The sequence below is a fragment of the Klebsiella pneumoniae subsp. pneumoniae HS11286 genome (genome assembly GCF_000240185.1).
In the GTDB taxonomy this organism is placed as follows: Bacteria; Pseudomonadota; Gammaproteobacteria; order Enterobacterales; family Enterobacteriaceae; genus Klebsiella; species Klebsiella pneumoniae.
On the sequence record NC_016845.1, the window covers coordinates 3,843,620 to 3,861,354 of the forward strand.

The window sequence follows — 17,735 nt, forward strand, 5'->3', positions numbered from 1 at the left end:
TTCATGGCGGCTTAACAACAACGTCCAACGCGCAGACGCCCCTTGTTTAGCGACACAGGTCACATTTAGTTTGTAATCTATGCAAGGTAGCCTGTAAAGGACGCGCCGGATATCAGATGTCACCTTAACTTTATCGTTTCAGCACCATTTGCATCGACGGTCTCCGCTGACGAAGGCAAAGTAGTGCTCCAGCACTTTTACAAGGACATTTCCATGCTCCATCCTCGCGCCAGAACAATGCTGATCCTGTCGGTGCCGGCCATCCTGATAGGCATCGCCTGCAGCCTGATCCTGATCGTGGCGATGAAGGTTGCCGCGCTGCTGCAGCGCGTGCTGTGGAGCAATCTGCCCGCGCAGTTGGGGGTGAGCGCCGACAGCCCGCTGTGGATCATCGCCATGCTGACGGCGACAGGCATCGCGGTGGGTCTGGTCATTCGTTACAGCCCCGGGCACGCCGGGCCGGATCCAGCGACCGAGTCGTTAATCGGCGCTCCCATTGCCACCGGCGCGCTGCCCGGACTCCTGGCCGCGCTGATCCTCGGCCTCGCCGGCGGCGTCAGCCTCGGCCCGGAGCATCCGATTATGGTGGTGAATATCGCGCTGGCTGTCGCTGTCGGCTCCCGACTGTTTCCGCGCGTCAGCTCGCTGGACTGGACCATCCTCGCGGCCTCAGGCACCATCGGCGCCCTCTTCGGTACCCCGGTTGCCGCCGCGCTGATTTTTTCGCAAACCCTCAATAGCAGCAACGATACGCCACTGTGGGATCGCCTCTTTGCTCCCCTCCTCGCCGCCGCCGCCGGCGCGTTGACGACGGGTCTGTTTTTCCATCCCCATTTTTCGCTGCCGATCCCGCACTATGGTCAGATGCGCTTCGTTGATATTCTCAGCGGCATTATCGTCGCCCTGATCGCTATCGCCGTCGGCATGGTGGCCGTCTGGTGTCTGCCGCGACTGCATGCCCTGATGCATCGGTTGAAAAATCCAATCCTGACCCTCGGTATCGGCGGGCTGCTGCTGGGGATCGTGGGGACGATAGGCGGGCCCTTAACGCTCTTTAAAGGGCTGGATGAGATGCAGCAGCTGGCCTTCAGCCAGACGCTAACCGCCGCGGATTTTCTGCTTATCGCGCTGGTCAAACTGGCGGCCCTGGTTCTTGCCTCAGCCAGCGGCTTTCGCGGCGGGCGAATTTTCCCGGCGGTGTTCGTCGGGGTAGCGCTGGGGCTGATGCTGCATGCTCATGTTGACGCAGTGCCGGCGGCAATCACCGTTTCCTGCGCGATCCTCGGCATGGTGCTGGTCGTCACTCGCGACGGCTGGTTGAGCCTGTTTATGGCCGCCGTGGTGGTCCCGGATACGACTTTGCTGCCGCTGTTGTGTATGGTGATGCTCCCGGCCTGGCTGCTGCTGGCCGGGAGACCGTTGATGATTGCCAAACGGCATACCGATTAAACGCGGCTGTTTCGCTCCTCAAGGGCCTGCGTCACCGCGCGCAGGAAATCGGGGATATCCATTTTCGGCAGCATCACTTCTACCAGGGTGAGGGTATCGGAGGTGATGCTCTCCGTCATCGCCTCCCGCAGTTCAGACGTCTGAGTGACCCGCCGGCAGCGCGAAGCAACGTCAGGGGCGAAGGCTTCCGGCAGCCGCTGCCAGTCCCACAGAGCGATGTCATTGTAGCGCTGCTCTGGACCATGAATCGCCCGTTCCACGGTATACCCTTCGTTATTCAGCAGCAGAATAAGCGGCTTTTGCTTATCACGCAGCATGGAGCCCATCTCCTGAATGGTCAGTTGGGCCGCGCCATCGCCGACAATTAGCACCACCCGCCGCTCCGCCGCCGCGGTTTGTGCGCCATAGGCGGCCGGGAGAGTAAAACCAATCGAGCCCCACAGCGGCTGGACGATCAGCGATGCTTCAGAGGGCAGCTTCAGCGCCGCAATGCCAAAGGCGGCCGTCCCCTGATCGGCGAGAATAATATCCCCCGGACGCAGGGCGCCCTGCACCGTCGCCCAGAAATTTTTCTGGGTCAACTCGCCTTCAGCGCCCTCCTCAGCCTCCGGCGCCACGACCTGAGGCGTAGCCCACTCCGCCGCCAGCGGGGCGGAAAGCGTCATCAGCGCGGCCAAAGCCTTATCCATCGGCACCCCGCTGAACCAGTGATCGCCCACCCTGACGGCGAAGGGCTGGATCTCAATAGTCTTTTCCCGCGCCAGATGTTGGGTAAATCCTGCGGTGATGGTGTCGGTGAAGCGCGTGCCAATGCAGATGATGGTGTCGGCGTTTTCAATCGCCTCCCGGGTCTGCGGCGCGCTGGCAATCCCGCTGTAGGTGCCGACAAACCCGCTCTGCTGCTCATCGAACAATCCCTTGCCCATGAGCATCGTCGCATGGGCGACAGGCGTTTTCGCCACCCACTCCCGGAGCGTCTTCTGCAGGCCATAACGTTGCGCCAGGAAGTCCGCCAGCAGGGAAATGCGTCGGCTGCCCCGCAGCAGGCGGCTGGCATGTTCGCAGAACCCGGCAAGCTGGTTTTCATCCGCCGGAGCGGGCTCCACCAGCAAGCGCTGGGCTGGGGCAATCGCTGCCGCTCTGGCGACATCGGCTGGCAGCATCAAATAGCCGGGGCGATGATGCGTCAACATATCGCGCAGCACACGGTCGATTTCATGGCAGGCGTTGCCGGCGGTCAGCAGCGCCTGGCTACAGGTGATCTGCTCGCTCATGCGGGCGAAATGGCGAAAATCGCCATCGCCGAGGGTATGGTGCAGCAGTTCGCCGCGCTGCTGGGCGCCGGTAGAGGGCGCACCGACAATATGCAATACCGGAATATGTTCCGCATAGCTACCCGCAATGCCGTTCAGCGCGCTCAATTCGCCGACGCCGTAGGTGGTCAGCAGCGCACCGGCCCCTTTGATGCGCGCATAGCCGTCAGCGGCATATGCCGCATTCAGCTCGTTGGCGCAGCCGACCCACCCCAAGGCGCTGTGCGCGATGACGCGATCGAGAAACTGTAAGTTGTAATCTCCCGGCACGCCGAACAAGCGGTCAATACCGCAGTCGACAAGGCGATCCAGCAGATAATCCCCAATAGTGTAGGTCGGTTGCATATCCATTATCCTCATTTTGGTGCAGGTGTAATTTGAGTATTGAATAAGCGATCCGCCTGTCCAGATGGGAGCTGATAATGGCAGTGTAAAGCAATAATTACGCAGAAAAAGCAGTGTACTCCACGCAGAACATTGTTTAGTGTAAACGTATACACATCCTGTTTTGTCGGCGGAGGAAGAATGGTTTACCAGGCAAGCACCACGCGATATCAAACGATGGAGTACCGTCGCTGCGGCCGCAGCGGTCTGCAGCTACCGGCTATTTCCCTTGGCCTGTGGCATAACTTTGGCGATGAAACGCGAGTGGAAACCAGCCGGCAGATGCTCCTGCACGCTTTTGACCTCGGTATAACCCATTTCGATTTGGCCAACAACTATGGGCCGCCGCCGGGCTCGGCGGAAAGCAACTTTGGCCGCATCCTGAAAGAGTCGCTCCTGCCTTATCGCGATGAGTTAATCATCTCCACTAAAGCAGGCTACACGATGTGGGACGGCCCTTACGGCGACTGGGGATCGCGAAAATATCTGGTAGCCAGTCTTAACCAGAGCCTTAAACGCATGGGGCTGGAATACGTCGATATTTTTTACCATCACCGGCCTGATCCACAGACGCCGCTGATGGAAACGATGCGTGCGCTCGATCATCTGGTTCATCAGGGTAAAGCGCTATATGTCGGGATCTCCAACTATCCTCTGGCCCAGGCGCGGGAGGCGGTGAAGATCCTTAACGACCTCGGCACCCCCTGCATCATTCACCAGCCTCGCTACTCGATGTTCGAACGCGGCGTGGAAGAAGGACTGCTGGATTTTCTGCAGACGGAAGGGATTGGAAGCATAGCGTTTTCACCGCTGGCCGGCGGGCAACTTACCGACCGCTATCTCAACGGCATTCCGGCCGACTCGCGCGCCGCCAGCAGCAGTCGTTTTCTGCAGCCGGAACAACTGACTCCTGCCCGATTAGAAAAAATTCGTCAGCTTAACAGGCAGGCGGAAGCGCGTGGGCAGAAGCTGTCGCAGATGGCGCTGGCCTGGGTGTTGCGCGAAGAGAAAGTCACCTCGGTGCTGATCGGCGCCAGCAAAACCGCGCAACTGGATGATGCCGTCGGCATGCTGCAGAATCGCCATTTCACCACCGAGGAGTGCGCGGCCATCGACGCCATCCTTGCGCTGTAAAGCAAATGTTACTTTAGCAAAAAGTGCTCTTTCCTGCGCTTTCGGAGTTCGTCCGATGCGGCGGGTCTTTACCGGCCCGTAATATCAGGTTAACAGGCCGCTTACGGCCCCGATCGTGAAGGAGAAGAGTATGTTCAGGTCACTGATTCTGGCAGCAGTACTGCTGGCCGCAGGGCCACTGGTCGCTAACGCTGGTGAAATCACCCTGCTGCCGTCGGTAAAATTACAAATAGGCGATCGTGACAATTACGGTAACTACTGGGACGGTGGCAGCTGGCGCGACCGTGATTACTGGCGTCGTCACTATGAATGGCGTGATAACCGTTGGCATCGTCATGACAACGGCTGGCACAAAGGCTGGTACAAAGGCAGAGATAAAGCCTGGGAGCGCGGCTATCGTGCTGGCTGGAACGACCGCGATGACCACCGCGGCGGCTGGGGACGCGGCCCGGGTGGGCGCGGTCACGGTCATGGACATGGCCATCACTAACAAACGAAAAGGGGAGCCCATCGGCTCCCCTTTACTTTATTCAGCATCAGGAATCAATTAATCCACCCCGAGCAGCGACCCCACTATTAACCAGCCGTTCAGGCTCACCACAATAGCGACTATCGCCCAGCCGATGCCTCTCACCCAACGGGTATTCACCAGGTCCCCCATCAGCTTCGCATTGCTGGTAAATATCAGCAGCGGCACCAGGGCAAGCGCAATGCCAAAGCTGAGCAACACCTGACTCATTACCAGGATGCGCGTAGGATCCAGCCCCAGCAGAATGACGACAAACGACGGCAGCATGGTGATCGCCCGGCGAAACCACAGCGGAATATGAAAGCGGATAAACCCCTGCATAACGACCTGACCTGCCAAAGTGCCCACCACGGTCGACGATAAACCGGCGGCAATCAGGCTGAGGCCAAAGATGGTCGCCGCCGCGTGGCTCAGCAGCGGCTCCAGCGTCATGTAGGCCTGATCGAGATCGGCGACGCCGGTATGGCCATTAAAGTGGAATGCCGCCGCAGCGGTCGCCATCATCGCCAGATTGACGAACCCGGCAATGGTCATGGCGATCGCCACATCCCAGCGGGTCGCGTTATAGCGTTCTTTTCGCGTTCCGCCATGCAGATGCTGAGTCAGCGATGAGTGTAAGTAAATGACGTGCGGCATGATTGTCGCCCCCAGTACCCCGGCGGCTAAGAATACCGCCTCCCCGTTGGGCAGCGTGGGGATCACCAGCCCTTTCGTCAGAGGAGCCAGCGCGGGCTGGGAAAAGATCAACTCCACGACATAGGCCACGGCGACAAACAGCAACAATCCACCGATCACCTTCTCCAGTGGTTTTTGCCCGCGCCGCTGCAGCATCAGGATCAGAAAAGTCGCCACCCCGGTCAGCACCGCCCCCTGCAGAAGCGACACGCCGAGCACCAGCTTAAAGCCAATTGCGGCGCCGATAAATTCAGCCAGATCGGTGGCCATAGCGATAATTTCCGCCTGTACCCAGTAAAACCAGACAACAGGACGCGGGTAATGGTCGCGGATCTGCTCGGCCAGGTTTTTGCCGGTGGCAATGCCCAGTTTGGCAGAAAGCACCTGGATCAGCATCGCCATCAGGTTAGCCCACACCACGACCCACAGCAGCTGGTAGCCAAAGCTGGCGCCGGCCTGAATGTTAGTGGCGAAATTACCCGGATCGATATAGCCAATGGCAGCGACGAAAGCCGGGCCCATTAAGGCGAGCTTCACCTTGCGCGCGGCGCGACTACTGCTATTCTCAACGCGACTGCTAGTCATCTTCTGCCTCTGGAAATATAGCCTTTGCTATGTTTCATGCTATCAAAATGCGAATGATTATCAAGTTCATTTAGAATGGAGATAATGATTGCTGTGATAGAAGGGAACAATAGCTGGCCGGAAATCGAATACGGGCGTCAGAAAACGAGATCCAGCCCGCTATTAAGAGTAGTACAAGAATGCAACTTTTAAAACCTTTACGTAACATAACAAAAGTGGATGTTGGATCACTATTTTTGCCATTGGTCACAGTTCCTTGCAATAGTGTGCAATTGATCTCGTTTTCTTTAAAGCCGTTGCATAGAATGTGCACGGAAATTTAACCTGCCTCATATTTGGAGCAACTATGGACCGCGTCTTGCATTTTGTCCTCGCGATCGTTGTGGTGGCTATACTGGCCCTGTTGGTCAGCCATGACCGCCAAAAGATCCGTATTCGTTATGTTGTTCAACTGCTTGTCATTGAAGTCCTGCTGGCCTGGTTCTTCCTCAACTCCGATATTGGTCTGGGTTTTGTGAAAGGATTTTCCGAGATGTTTGAAAAACTCCTCGGGTTTGCCAACGAAGGGACAAACTTCGTGTTCGGCGGCATGAACGATAAAGGCCTGGCCTTCTTCTTCCTCAAAGTTTTGTGCCCTATCGTCTTCATTTCGGCTTTGATCGGCATTTTGCAGCATATTCGTATCCTGCCGATTGTCATTCGCGCGATCGGTACCGTCCTGTCGAAAGTTAACGGCATGGGCAAGCTGGAGTCCTTCAACGCCGTGAGCTCGTTGATCCTCGGCCAGTCGGAAAACTTTATCGCGTATAAAGATATTCTCGGCAAAATGTCGCGCAACCGCATGTACACCATGGCGGCGACGGCGATGTCCACCGTGTCCATGTCCATCGTAGGCGCTTACATGACCATGCTGCAGCCAAAGTATGTCGTTGCGGCGCTGGTGCTCAACATGTTCAGCACCTTTATCGTTCTGTCATTAATTAACCCTTACCGCGTGGAAGAGAGCGAAGAAAATCTGCAGATGTCGAATCTGCACGAAGGTCAGAGCTTCTTCGAGATGCTGGGCGAGTATATTCTGGCAGGTTTTAAAGTCGCGATTATCGTGGCGGCGATGTTGATCGGCTTCATCGCGCTGATCTCGGCGCTGAATGCCCTGTTCGCCACCGTGACCGGTTGGTTCGGCTATAGCATTTCCTTCCAGGGTATCCTCGGCTATATCTTCTACCCGGTCGCCTGGGTGATGGGTGTGCCGGCAAGCGAAGCGCTGCAGGTGGGCAGTATTATGGCTACCAAACTGGTCTCCAATGAATTCGTCGCCATGATGGATCTGCAGAAAATTGCCTCGACGCTCTCCCCGCGCGCGGAAGGCATTATCTCTATCTTCCTGGTCTCCTTCGCCAATTTCTCATCTATCGGTATTATTGCCGGGGCGATCAAAGGTCTGAACGAAGAACAGGGCAACGTAGTTTCTCGCTTCGGTCTGAAGCTGGTGTACGGCTCCACGCTGGTTAGCGTGTTGTCCGCCTCGATTGCGGCGCTGGTTCTGTAACAGACGTCAGTCATCTGAGCCGGGCAATGCCCGGCTTTTTTTTGCCCGTCATTCACCCAGCGGCTGTGGTTTACCGATCAGATAACCCTGCAGATAATTCACGCCCAGCTCCAGCAAGCGCGCTTTTTGCGGTTCGCTTTCGACATATTCCGCCACCACGCTCATCTGTTTCGCCCGCGCCATCTCGACAATCGATTTCACCATGATGGCGTCCAGCGGGTCCGTGAGGATGTCGCGGACGAAGCAGCCGTCAATCTTAATGATATCGGCCTGTAGATGTTTCAGACGTTCATAGTTCGCATAGCCGGTGCCAAAGTCATCAATAGCGATGGCGCAGCCAAACGCGCGCAACGCTTCAAGATTTTGCCGACTGGTGTCCGCATTAGAGAAGGCCTGCTCTTCGGTCACCTCAATAGTTATAAGTTCTGGCGAGACGCTATAGCGTTGAAACAGCGCGATAATCTGCCCTGCGCTGTTCTTTTGCATCAGAGTTGCAGGCAGCAGGTTGACCGAGAATCGCTGGCCGGGATGCTTATGGAGCATACTGAACAAGGTCTCCAGCACCAGCATGTCAAAACGTTGGCTGAGGTTAAACTGCACAATCAGCGGAATGAATCGGTCGGGCATAATGACGCTATCGCCACAGCGCATGCGCGTGAGGATCTCATGATAACCCTCCCCCTCCGGATTCTGAATCGGTTGCGCATAGAGCATCAGCGCGCGATCTTTGAGCACTTGCTTGACGCGCATAAGGAGGCGCACCTGCTCGGTAGTTTGATCCACCACCAGATCCTGCTCCTCGTCCAGCGCCAGCACCCGACGTTCACTGCCCGCCTGTTCGGAAAGCCAGCTTAGCTGGCCCAGCATCTGGTAAAGTCCCTCACCCTGACCGTCATCGCGGCCCCAGGCCGCGCCAAACTCCAAATCCAGCGGCTGATTGTGCCAGCTGAACTTTTTGTGGTTGAGGACCGCGACCATATGGTTCAAGCGGGACGACGGCTCCGGTCCATCAAGCACGAGGATCAGTTCGCTGCCCGGTACCTGGAAGACTTTATCCGCCGCTCCCAGCAGCGGTTGCAGCGCCCGAATAATCTGCCGTTTACAGTCCACCCCCATCATCAGACCATAATGCCGACTGAGAAAGTCGAGATTATCAATACGCAGGCTGCAGATAGCCTGCTGAGGACAGCTCTGTAAATGGCTCTCCAGCGCGCGCAGGTTAGGCAAGCCGGTCAGCGGATCCTCTTCCGCCTGGCTACGCCAGCGGCGTTTGTTGCGGTCGCTGCGGGCATAGATGTCGGCCATATAAAACAAACAGATAGTAAAGGAGATCAGAACCGACAGCACAAAGGAGAGTGAATACTCGCTTTGCACCCCCTGGAGAAAGTTTTTGTTATATACCACCAGCAAAAAGGCCGAGACAGACCATGAAATACGCAATAGCGCATGGCCTATTCGACTGATACCGATAAAGTAGACAATAAAAATAACCGGAACTAAATAACCGGCAATAAATTCAGACTGATACGGCGCACACAATAGCGTTAATATCACCGCCAACGCGATAAACCAATATAGGGTAAAGGAGCGATATTGCGGTGCCAGCCACGGTAAACATTCCTGCTGCCAGAAACGTCGGGCGTAGCGCGGACTGATAATCATCCGCATTGGATAATAAAGAAACGTCGTAAAAATTAATGCCGCACTGATTAAACTTTGGATATCTATTACAGTATAAATCAACGGCATACTACCAAAGTAACTGGTAATAGCTAATGGAAACGCAAAATATTGTCCGGCGAGATACATGGTGATTTTCAGGAGCACCGGCGCGAAGAAGCCGCCCCAGAAGATCCGCGCCCCCATATGTTTTGCCGTTGGACCGCAGCGCCAGCGCTTCCCCACCAACAGTCGCAGAATAGCGCAGGAGACAAACACGGCGAACAGTTGACAAAAAAGTAAGATAAACGCCTGCGGCAGCGTTAATTTAATGAGAAAACTATTGGTGATGGCAAACGCGAGAATTAATGGCGCAATTGCATAGCGGCCAAAGATAAAAATAACAGAAAACATCACGCTGATTGGCAGCCAGGCAATATAAATAAGGTTGCCGTCAATTATCGTTTGCGGTGAAATAAAACGAGCCAGCGGAATAGCGACTAAACAAATGATAAAGGCCAATAGAGTTTTTTTGATATTAATGTTAATTTTATCAAGCATTATTGTTAATTAAAACTCCAGAAACCTCATCACGTTTAATGGGGGAAATGTTATGTTGCTTATTTAGGGCAGGCAAGGCGAATTATCAGGAAAAAGTCTGAAATTACTTTCGATTTTAATTGCTGGAGATTAACTGACGTAACCAGAAAGTGCTTTACATGAAACCCGCTAAAAACAAAAACCCCCGCCGAAGCGAGGGTTCTGAATTTTGGTGGAGCTAAGCGGGATCGAACCGCTGACCTCTTGCATGCCATGCAAGCGCTCTCCCAGCTGAGCTATAGCCCCACAGGACTTCTTTACGAACCAAAACTCCGCTGGGTGCAGAATTTTGGTGGAGCTAAGCGGGATCGAACCGCTGACCTCTTGCATGCCATGCAAGCGCTCTCCCAGCTGAGCTATAGCCCCGTAACGTAAAGCGTGTCGTGTTGACGGGCGGCATAATATGAATTCCTCGCTCAGGTGTCAACGGCAAAATTATCCTTCCCGATTCAATCGCTGAAAAAGCAGGCAACTTGCTGACATTGCGAGCCTTATCGCAGTCAGAAGTTAAACAGGTCACCTTTTCACGTAAAAGGATGCTATAACATGGGCAGCTAATTCCCATACATTTACTCAGGAAATAGTATGCTCAAGGAACGAATGACACCTGAAGAAATTGCCCATCTAACCGGCTACAGTCGGCAAACTATCAATAAGTGGGTGCGGAAAGAAGGCTGGCAAACCTCTCCGCGACCTGGCGTCCAGGGCGGCAAAGCGCGCCTGGTCCATGTCAATGAGCAAGTCAGGGAGTTTATCCGCAGCGCCCAGCGGGTGGCGGAGACGCCCGGCATCTATTCTCCCCATGATAGCGATCTGGAATCGCTGCTGCTGACCCTCAGTAAAGAACTCACCCCCAGCGAGCAGAAGCAGCTTATGTCTTTGTTGCTGCGCGAGGGGATCACCGGGTTACTGCTTCGGTTAGGGATCCGCGATCGGTAAACCATGATGAAACTGAAAGATAAAATGACGCCCGCAGAGCTTGCCGACTGCCTGGGGCTGGCCAGACAAACGATCAATCGCTGGGTTCGCGAGAAACAATGGCGCACCGAAGCAATACCCGGCGTTAAAGGGGGGCGAGCGCGACTGGTGGTTATCGACCAACCGGTACGCGAGTTTCTGACCAACATCCCTGCCAGACGCCATCTGCTTACCGACAATCATCTCGCGGAATCGCCAGGTGCATACCTGGTCAATGAGGCAGACGCGATCTGGCGGCAAATCACGGAAACCCTACAGCTGATGACTCCGGCAGAACAGCTGCAGCTCCGCGATCTGCTGGCCCGGGAAGGGATTAGCGGTTTTCTTGCCCGCCTCGGCATCGCCAGTCCGGAATAACAGACAAAAAAAACGGCAGGGTAACCTGCCGTTGTTTCAGCTGCGTCGCCGTCAGGACGCCGGGCCTTCGCGTTCAGCGATAAAAGCCAGCGCTTTATTGATACGATCTACGCTACGGGATTTACCGATAGCATGGACAGTAACGTCTAGCGCAGGAGATTGCCCTGCCCCGGTAACCGCCACGCGCAGCGGCATACCGACTTTACCCATCCCCACCTCCAGCTCATCAGCAGTTGCCTGAATCGCGTGATGGACGTTTTCCGCCGTCCAGTCGCTAATCGCCGCCAGCTTATCGCGAACCACTTCCAGCGGCTGACGCGCCACTGGACGCAGATGTTTTTTCGCGGCGTCGGCATCGAATTCAGCGAACTCTTCATAGAAGTAGCGGCAGCTCTGGGCCATCTCTTTCAGCGTCTTGCAACGCTCGCCCAGCAGTTTCACCAGCTCAGCCAGCTGCGGGCCGTTGCGAGTGTCGATATTTTCCTGCTCGATATGCCACTGCAGATGCGTTGCCACATACTCCGCCGGCAGGGTATTGATATAGTGATGGTTTAACCACAGCAGTTTATCGGTGTTAAAGGCACTGGCGGATTTGCTCACCGCGCCCAGCGAGAAGAACTCAATCATCTCTTCGCGAGTGAAAATCTCCTGATCGCCATGAGACCAGCCCAGGCGCACCAGATAGTTGAGTAGCGCTTCCGGCAGGTAGCCGTCGTCGCGATACTGCATCACGCTCACTGCGCCGTGGCGCTTGGAAAGTTTTTTACCGTCATCGCCGTTGATCATCGACACGTGCGCATAAACAGGCACCGGCGCATTCAGCGCTTTGAGGATGTTGATCTGGCGCGGCGTGTTGTTGATATGATCTTCGCCGCGGATCACGTGAGTGATCGCCATATCCCAGTCATCTACCACCACGCAGAAGTTATAGGTCGGGGAACCATCGGTACGGCGAATGATCAGATCGTCCAGTTCCTGGTTGCTGAACTCGATAGGTCCGCGGATCTGATCGTCAAAAATAACCGAACCTTCCTGCGGGTTGGCGAAACGCACGACGCACGGCTCATCGTCAGCATGGTGCTCGTGGCTATGGCGGCAGCGGCCATCGTAACGCGGCTTCTCACCCTTCGCCATCTGCTCTTCGCGCAGCGCTTCCAGACGTTCTTTCGAGCAATAGCATTTGTAAGCGGTACCGGCTTCCAGCATCTCATCGATTACGTTGTTATAACGATCGAAACGTTTGGTCTGGAAATAGGGGCCTTCGTCCCATTGCAGATTCAGCCAGTTCATGCCATCCATGATGGCTTCAATTGCTTCCGGGGTGGAGCGTTCGAGATCGGTGTCTTCAATACGCAGCACAAACTCACCGCCGTGGTTACGGGCAAAAAGCCAGGAATAGAGAGCAGTACGCGCACCGCCAACGTGCAGATAGCCGGTTGGGCTTGGCGCGAAGCGAGTTTTGATTTTCATGAATTGGCCTTACGTTTAATAAAGATGCCGATAGCCGGCAATGTCCGGTGGAAATTATGGGTCAATATTCTAACACCGTGGGCTGATTCCTCAATGTTGTTCCCATCGGAACGTCACGGTTTGCCATTTTTGTTTATAAATCATGCTATGGCGCCGGTTTCGCGATCGCTTTGTTTAATTTTACGACGAACGAACGAATTCTTTAGAAAAGGCGTTGACTCATTTTCAACTCTCCCTATAATGCGACTCCACACAGCGGGGGTGATTAGCTCAGCTGGGAGAGCACCTCCCTTACAAGGAGGGGGTCGGCGGTTCGATCCCGTCATCACCCACCACTACTTAACGTAGTCTCCGCCGTGTAGAACAGAAAATTGAGAAGTGGGTGATTAGCTCAGCTGGGAGAGCACCTCCCTTACAAGGAGGGGGTCGGCGGTTCGATCCCGTCATCACCCACCACTTTCTCGCCAGCTGGATTTTCTGTCAAAATGTGAAGTACCGAAGTGGGTGATTAGCTCAGCTGGGAGAGCACCTCCCTTACAAGGAGGGGGTCGGCGGTTCGATCCCGTCATCACCCACCACTTCGGGTCGTTAGCTCAGTTGGTAGAGCAGTTGACTTTTAATCAATTGGTCGCAGGTTCGAATCCTGCACGACCCACCAATGTAAAAAGGCGCCCTAAAGGCGCCTTTTTGCTATGCGCGGAACATGGCCCTGCCACGAGTCCCTCCGCAGCAATCTCCCCTGTCAGCGCTGATATAGCGGATCTTCAACCCTGGCGGCGGTTAAATTCTCCCCTTCTTCACGCACAATTTCCCATAACGCCTGAGCGGCGGTCGACAGCGAGCGATTTTTCCTGCATGCCAGCATCAGCTGCCGCTCCATCACCGGAGTCAGCCGTTTCACCGTCAGATGGCTCCCCTGCGGTAACGGTAGCGCCAGCGCCGGCAGAACGCTGATGCCAATTCCCGATTCTACCATCGGAAACAGCGTTGCCGGGTGGCCAATCTCCTGGACGATGTTCGCCCGGATAGCCAGCCTGCTGAGGGCCGCATCGATCAGCGGGCGGCTGCCGGACGCATAATCCTGCAGGATTAGCCTTTCATCCTGCAGCGCCTGCCACGGAACTTCTGTCAGGCTGGCAAAAGGATGATCCTCCCGACAGAGCAGCAAAAATGGTTCCGCCAGAACCACTTCACACTGAAGGTCTGCCGCCGGGCCCGGATCAATCACGATGCCAAAATCCACTTCCCCCTGGCGGATACTCTCCAGCACCCACTGCTGGGGCCGATCGTGCAGCACAAAATCGATATCGGGATAACGACGATTGCTGTGAGCAATACACTGCGGAATAAGGTGGGCGGAAATCGTCTGACTGGCGGCGACCTTGACGGTGCCGCTCAGCTGCTGGCCTACCCGCCCGGCGTCGCGCAGGGTAATCGTCAACTCATCGAGCAAACGTTCCAGCCTGCCCGCCAGCTGCTGACCCGCCTCGGTGAGCACCACTTCGCGAGTAGTACGGTCGAGCAGACGGACGCCGGTCTGATGCTCCAGCTCCTTGACGCTATGGCTGACGGCCGACTGACTTAAGCCAATCATCTCCCCTGCCCGGCTGAAGCTTCTGGCCCGGGCGACGGTGACAAATACTTTTAACTGACGCAGAGAGTAATTCATCTTTTTTATTCATGAATAGATGCAATAAATCAATTTTATTTCTCAAATGAAAAAAAGCACAATAGCGCATCTCTTTTCAGGAGCGTTTATGAAACTTTTCCGTATTCTCGATCCGTTTACGGCCACGCTAATCACCGTTGTCCTGCTGGCCTCATTCTTCCCGGCCCGTGGCGCTTTCGTCCCCTTCTTTGAACATCTGACCACCGCCGCCATCGCGCTACTGTTCTTTATGCATGGCGCTAAACTCTCCCGGGAGGCGATTATCGCCGGCGGCAGCCACTGGCGTTTGCATCTCTGGGTGATGTGCAGCACCTTTATTCTCTTCCCGCTACTCGGGGTTCTGTTTGCCTGGTGGGCGCCGGTGAATGTCGATCCGATGCTCTACAGCGGCTTTATCTATCTGTGCATTCTGCCGGCCACCGTGCAATCCGCTATCGCCTTTACTTCGCTGGCCGGGGGCAACGTCGCGGCTGCGGTTTGCTCAGCCTCGGCCTCCAGCCTGCTGGGGATCTTTGTTTCCCCGCTACTGGTGGGGGTCCTGATGAACCTTCACGGCGCAGGCGGCAGTCTGGAGCAGGTCGGTAAAATTATGCTGCAGCTGCTGCTGCCTTTCGTGCTCGGTCACTTATCGCGGCCGTGGATTGGCGACTGGGTGGCGAAGCATAAGAAGTGGATTGGTAAGACCGACCAGACCTCGATTCTGCTGGTGGTTTACTCCGCCTTTAGCGAGGCGGTGGTGAATGGCATCTGGCATAAAGTCGGTCTGGGATCGCTGCTGTTTATCGTGGTGGTCAGCCTGGTGCTGCTGGCCATCGTCATCGCGGTCAACGTCTTTGTCGCCCGCCGCTGCGGCTTTAACAAAGCCGATGAGATTACCATCGTCTTCTGCGGTTCGAAAAAGAGCCTGGCCAACGGCATTCCGATGGCCAATATTCTCTTCCCGACCTCCATCCTCGGCATCATGGTGCTGCCGTTGATGATCTTCCACCAAATCCAGCTGATGGTCTGCGCGGTGCTGGCGCGGCGCTACAAGCAGCAAACCGATGCGCGTCTCGCTGAGGAAAAGGCCAACGCGGCCAAAGCCTAACGCGCTTTCTTCAGGGGCTGGACCAGATCGCTCAGCCCCTCAGTTTTAATCAGCAGGGTCAACGCCATCAGCTCGCCAAGATGCCCGGCAGGGAATTGATCCTTACGCGCGAACCACAATAAATACTCTTCCGGGACATCGATTAAGCGACGTCCCTTGTATTTACCGAACGGCATTTCGGTATTGGCTATCTCGACCAGCTGCGCTTTATCCACGTTATTCTCCCAGCAGACGCATCATTTCGGCCTCGTCAATCACCTCGATGCCCAGCTCCTGCGCTTTCGCCAGCTTAGACCCCGCCGCTTCGCCGGCAATCACCAGGTCGGTTTTCTTCGACACGCTGCCTGCCACCTTCGCCCCCAGCGCCACCAGACGCGCTTTGGCGTCATCGCGCGACAGCTGGCTGAGGCTGCCGGTAAGGACCACGGTTTTGCCTGCAAACGGGCTATCAATCTCTTCCGCCTTCACCACCACCGGCGCAGGCCAGCGAACCCCCTCCGCCAGCAGTTGCGCAATGACATCGCGGTTGCTCTCTTCGGCAAAGAAGTTGAAGGTATGGGTAGCGACGACGATGCCGACATCAGGGACTTTCTGTAGCTCCTCAATGGTAGCCTGCTCAAGGGCTTCGAGAGTGCCGAAATGCGCCGCCAGGCCCGCCGCCGTCGCTTCTCCTACCTCGCGAATACCTAAGGCGTAGAGGAAACGTGCGAAGGTCGTCTCTTTGGCTTTCTCGAGGGCGTTGACTACGTTTTGCGCGGACTTCGGCCCCATCCGATCCAGCCCGGTCAGTTTCCCCGCCGTCAGCCGGAACAGATCCGCCGGGGTATGGACGTACTCTTTCTCCACCAGCTGGTCGATGATCTTGTCGCCCATGCCGTCAACGTCGAGCGCGCGACGGGAGACGAAGTGCTTGAGCGACTCTTTGCGCTGCGCGCCGCAGATCAGGCCGCCCGTACAGCGGGCTACCGCCTCGCCTTCCACCCGTTCAACGTCTGACTGACATACAGGACAGTGGGTCGGGAAGACGACATCCCGGGCATCCGCCGGACGCTCGGAAAGCACCACGTTAACCACCTGCGGGATCACATCGCCTGCCCGGCGAATCACCACCTTGTCGCCGATTTTCAAGCCTAAGCGTTCAATTTCATCGGCATTATGCAGGGTGGCATTGCTCACCAACACGCCGGCAACATGGACCGGCTCCAGACGCGCCACCGGCGTAATCGCCCCGGTGCGGCCCACCTGGAACTCCACGTCCCGGACGAAGGTCATCTGCTCCTGTGCCGGGAACTTAAAGGCCACGGCCCAGCGCGGCGCGCGGGCGACGAAACCCAGCTGTTCCTGCAGCGCCAGCGAATCGACTTTGATCACCACGCCATCAATGTCAAAGCCCAGGTGGGGACGCTCTTCCTCGACTTTACGATAGTAAGTAAGCACTTCCTCGGGGGTGTGGCACAGGGTGACGCGATCGCTCACCGGCAGCCCCCATGCTTTGAACTGCAGCAACCGAGCCGAGTGGCTGGCCGGCAGCTCGCCGCCCTCCAGCACGCCCACGCCGTAGCAGAAGAAAGTAAGCGGTCGCTTCGCAGTGATGCGCGGATCGAGCTGGCGCAGCGAACCCGCTGCCGCATTACGCGGGTTAGCAAACACTTTCCCGCCGGTGCGGCGAGCTTCCTCATTGATTTTTTCAAACCCGGCCTGCGGGAGGAACACTTCCCCACGTACCTCAAGGCGTGCAGGAATATTCTCGCCATGCAGCTTGAGGGGGATGGCGCGAATAGTTCGCACGTTAGAGGTAATATCTTCGCCAGTGGTGCCGTCGCCGCGGGTTGCCGCCTGCACCAACACGCCGTTTTCGTAGAGAATGCTCACCGCGAGGCCGTCGAGCTTAAGCTCGCAGCAGTAGGTAAGATGATCTGTGCTTTTCAGGCGATCCTGTACCCGCTTGTTGAAGGCGAGAAAGCTCTCTTCGTCAAACACGTTATCCAGCGACAGCATCGGCACTTCATGGCGGATCTGGCTAAAGGCGGTGAGTGGCGCCGCCCCCACCCTCTGAGTTGGCGAATCCGGGGTAATCAGCTCCGGGTGCTGGCTCTCCAGCTCGCGCAGCTTGCGCATCAGGCGGTCATATTCCGCATCCGGCACTTCCGGCGCGTCCATAACGTGGTACAGATATTCATGATGGCGAAGCGTGGTTCGCAGTTCAGTCAGTTGTTGTTCGATTGGTTCCATATCACACCATCAATGATAAAAAACCCCCGACAGGCGGGGGTTGAGAAAGGATTGAGTTAACGCGG

Annotated in this window: 14 protein-coding genes and 6 tRNA genes; 11 read left to right on the forward strand and 9 right to left on the reverse strand. The window is 56.1% G+C overall.

The genetic code is table 11. The features are described 5' to 3' along the window. The first annotated feature begins 213 nt into the window (after positions 1–213). Complete coding sequence (locus KPHS_38110; RefSeq protein YP_005228111.1) at positions 214–1,449, forward strand: ion channel protein; 1,236 nt, start codon at positions 214–216, stop codon at positions 1,447–1,449. On the opposite strand, the gene KPHS_38120 is transcribed toward KPHS_38110, so the two are convergent. Continuing rightward, positions 1,446–3,107, reverse strand: a complete 1,662-nt coding sequence (locus tag KPHS_38120; RefSeq protein YP_005228112.1) for a putative pyruvate decarboxylase — start codon at positions 3,105–3,107, stop codon at positions 1,446–1,448. The genes KPHS_38110 and KPHS_38120 overlap by 4 nt on opposite strands. 180 nt (positions 3,108–3,287) lie before the next feature. Between KPHS_38120 and KPHS_38130 the strand changes: the two genes are divergently transcribed. Both KPHS_38130 and KPHS_38140 read left to right on the forward strand, forming a co-directional pair. Continuing rightward, on the forward strand, positions 3,288–4,280 hold the full coding sequence (locus KPHS_38130) for a putative oxidoreductase (protein YP_005228113.1): 993 nt from the start codon (positions 3,288–3,290) through the stop codon (positions 4,278–4,280). A gap of 130 nt (positions 4,281–4,410) precedes the next feature. Next, a complete protein-coding gene (locus KPHS_38140; protein YP_005228114.1) occupies positions 4,411–4,770 on the forward strand; it encodes a DUF2502 domain-containing protein in 360 nt (119 codons plus the stop codon). 57 nt (positions 4,771–4,827) lie between these two features. Here KPHS_38140 and KPHS_38150 read toward each other — a convergent pair whose 3' ends face one another. After that, positions 4,828–6,006 (reverse strand): manganese transport protein MntH, encoded by a 1,179-nt coding sequence (locus tag KPHS_38150; RefSeq protein YP_005228115.1) that lies wholly within the window; start codon positions 6,004–6,006, stop codon positions 4,828–4,830. Between the two features lie 409 nt (positions 6,007–6,415). Here KPHS_38150 and KPHS_38160 point away from each other — a divergent pair, with 409 nt between their 5' ends. Then, positions 6,416–7,618, forward strand: coding sequence for a nucleoside permease (locus KPHS_38160; protein YP_005228116.1), 1,203 nt, complete (start codon positions 6,416–6,418; stop codon positions 7,616–7,618). 48 nt (positions 7,619–7,666) lie between these two features. On the opposite strand, the gene KPHS_38170 is transcribed toward KPHS_38160, so the two are convergent. The 3 genes from KPHS_38170 to KPHS_t00670 all read right to left on the reverse strand — a co-directional run bounded on the left by KPHS_38170 (position 7,667) and on the right by KPHS_t00670 (position 10,243). Then, complete coding sequence (locus KPHS_38170) at positions 7,667–9,838, reverse strand: EAL domain-containing protein (protein YP_005228117.1); 2,172 nt, start codon at positions 9,836–9,838, stop codon at positions 7,667–7,669. A gap of 209 nt (positions 9,839–10,047) precedes the next feature. Further along, positions 10,048–10,123, reverse strand: a tRNA-Ala gene (locus KPHS_t00680). Between the two features lie 44 nt (positions 10,124–10,167). Beyond that, positions 10,168–10,243 (reverse strand) — tRNA-Ala (locus KPHS_t00670). Positions 10,244–10,462: 219 nt separating this feature from the next. On the opposite strand from KPHS_t00670, the gene KPHS_38180 reads away from it, so the two are divergent. Both KPHS_38180 and KPHS_38190 read left to right on the forward strand, forming a co-directional pair. After that, positions 10,463–10,816, forward strand: a complete 354-nt coding sequence (locus KPHS_38180; protein ID YP_005228118.1) for a putative negative regulator — start codon at positions 10,463–10,465, stop codon at positions 10,814–10,816. Positions 10,817–10,819: 3 nt separating this feature from the next. Then, complete coding sequence (locus KPHS_38190) at positions 10,820–11,212, forward strand: putative negative regulator (protein ID YP_005228119.1); 393 nt, start codon at positions 10,820–10,822, stop codon at positions 11,210–11,212. Between the two features lie 51 nt (positions 11,213–11,263). Here KPHS_38190 and KPHS_38200 read toward each other — a convergent pair whose 3' ends face one another. Continuing rightward, the gene (locus KPHS_38200; protein ID YP_005228120.1) at positions 11,264–12,682 is read right to left on the reverse strand and encodes a glutamyl-tRNA synthetase; all 1,419 of its coding nucleotides are present in this window, start codon (positions 12,680–12,682) and stop codon (positions 11,264–11,266) included. A gap of 259 nt (positions 12,683–12,941) precedes the next feature. On the opposite strand from KPHS_38200, the gene KPHS_t00470 reads away from it, so the two are divergent. The 4 genes from KPHS_t00470 to KPHS_t00500 all read left to right on the forward strand — a co-directional run bounded on the left by KPHS_t00470 (position 12,942) and on the right by KPHS_t00500 (position 13,340). Then, a tRNA-Val gene (locus KPHS_t00470) sits at positions 12,942–13,017 on the forward strand. A 45-nt stretch (positions 13,018–13,062) separates the two neighbouring features. Continuing rightward, a tRNA-Val gene (locus KPHS_t00480) sits at positions 13,063–13,138 on the forward strand. A 46-nt stretch (positions 13,139–13,184) separates the two neighbouring features. Then, a tRNA-Val gene (locus KPHS_t00490) sits at positions 13,185–13,260 on the forward strand. Positions 13,261–13,264: 4 nt separating this feature from the next. Beyond that, positions 13,265–13,340, forward strand: a tRNA-Lys gene (locus tag KPHS_t00500). Between the two features lie 84 nt (positions 13,341–13,424). On the opposite strand, the gene KPHS_38210 is transcribed toward KPHS_t00500, so the two are convergent. Beyond that, positions 13,425–14,351, reverse strand: a complete 927-nt coding sequence (locus tag KPHS_38210) for a putative LysR-family transcriptional regulator (protein YP_005228121.1) — start codon at positions 14,349–14,351, stop codon at positions 13,425–13,427. An 88-nt stretch (positions 14,352–14,439) separates the two neighbouring features. On the opposite strand from KPHS_38210, the gene KPHS_38220 reads away from it, so the two are divergent. Beyond that, a complete protein-coding gene (locus KPHS_38220) occupies positions 14,440–15,438 on the forward strand; it encodes a bile acid/Na+ symporter family transporter (RefSeq protein YP_005228122.1) in 999 nt (332 codons plus the stop codon). Here KPHS_38220 and KPHS_38230 read toward each other — a convergent pair. Both KPHS_38230 and KPHS_38240 read right to left on the reverse strand, forming a co-directional pair. After that, positions 15,435–15,653: a putative negative regulator gene (locus KPHS_38230; protein YP_005228123.1), complete on the reverse strand. Its 219-nt coding sequence runs from the start codon at positions 15,651–15,653 to the stop codon at positions 15,435–15,437. The two genes, KPHS_38220 and KPHS_38230, sit on opposite strands and share 4 nt — an antisense overlap. A 1-nt stretch (position 15,654) precedes the next feature. Then, entirely contained in the window at positions 15,655–17,670 is a 2,016-nt protein-coding gene (locus tag KPHS_38240; RefSeq protein YP_005228124.1) for an NAD-dependent DNA ligase LigA, read from the reverse strand. Positions 17,671–17,735: the final 65 nt, after the last annotated feature.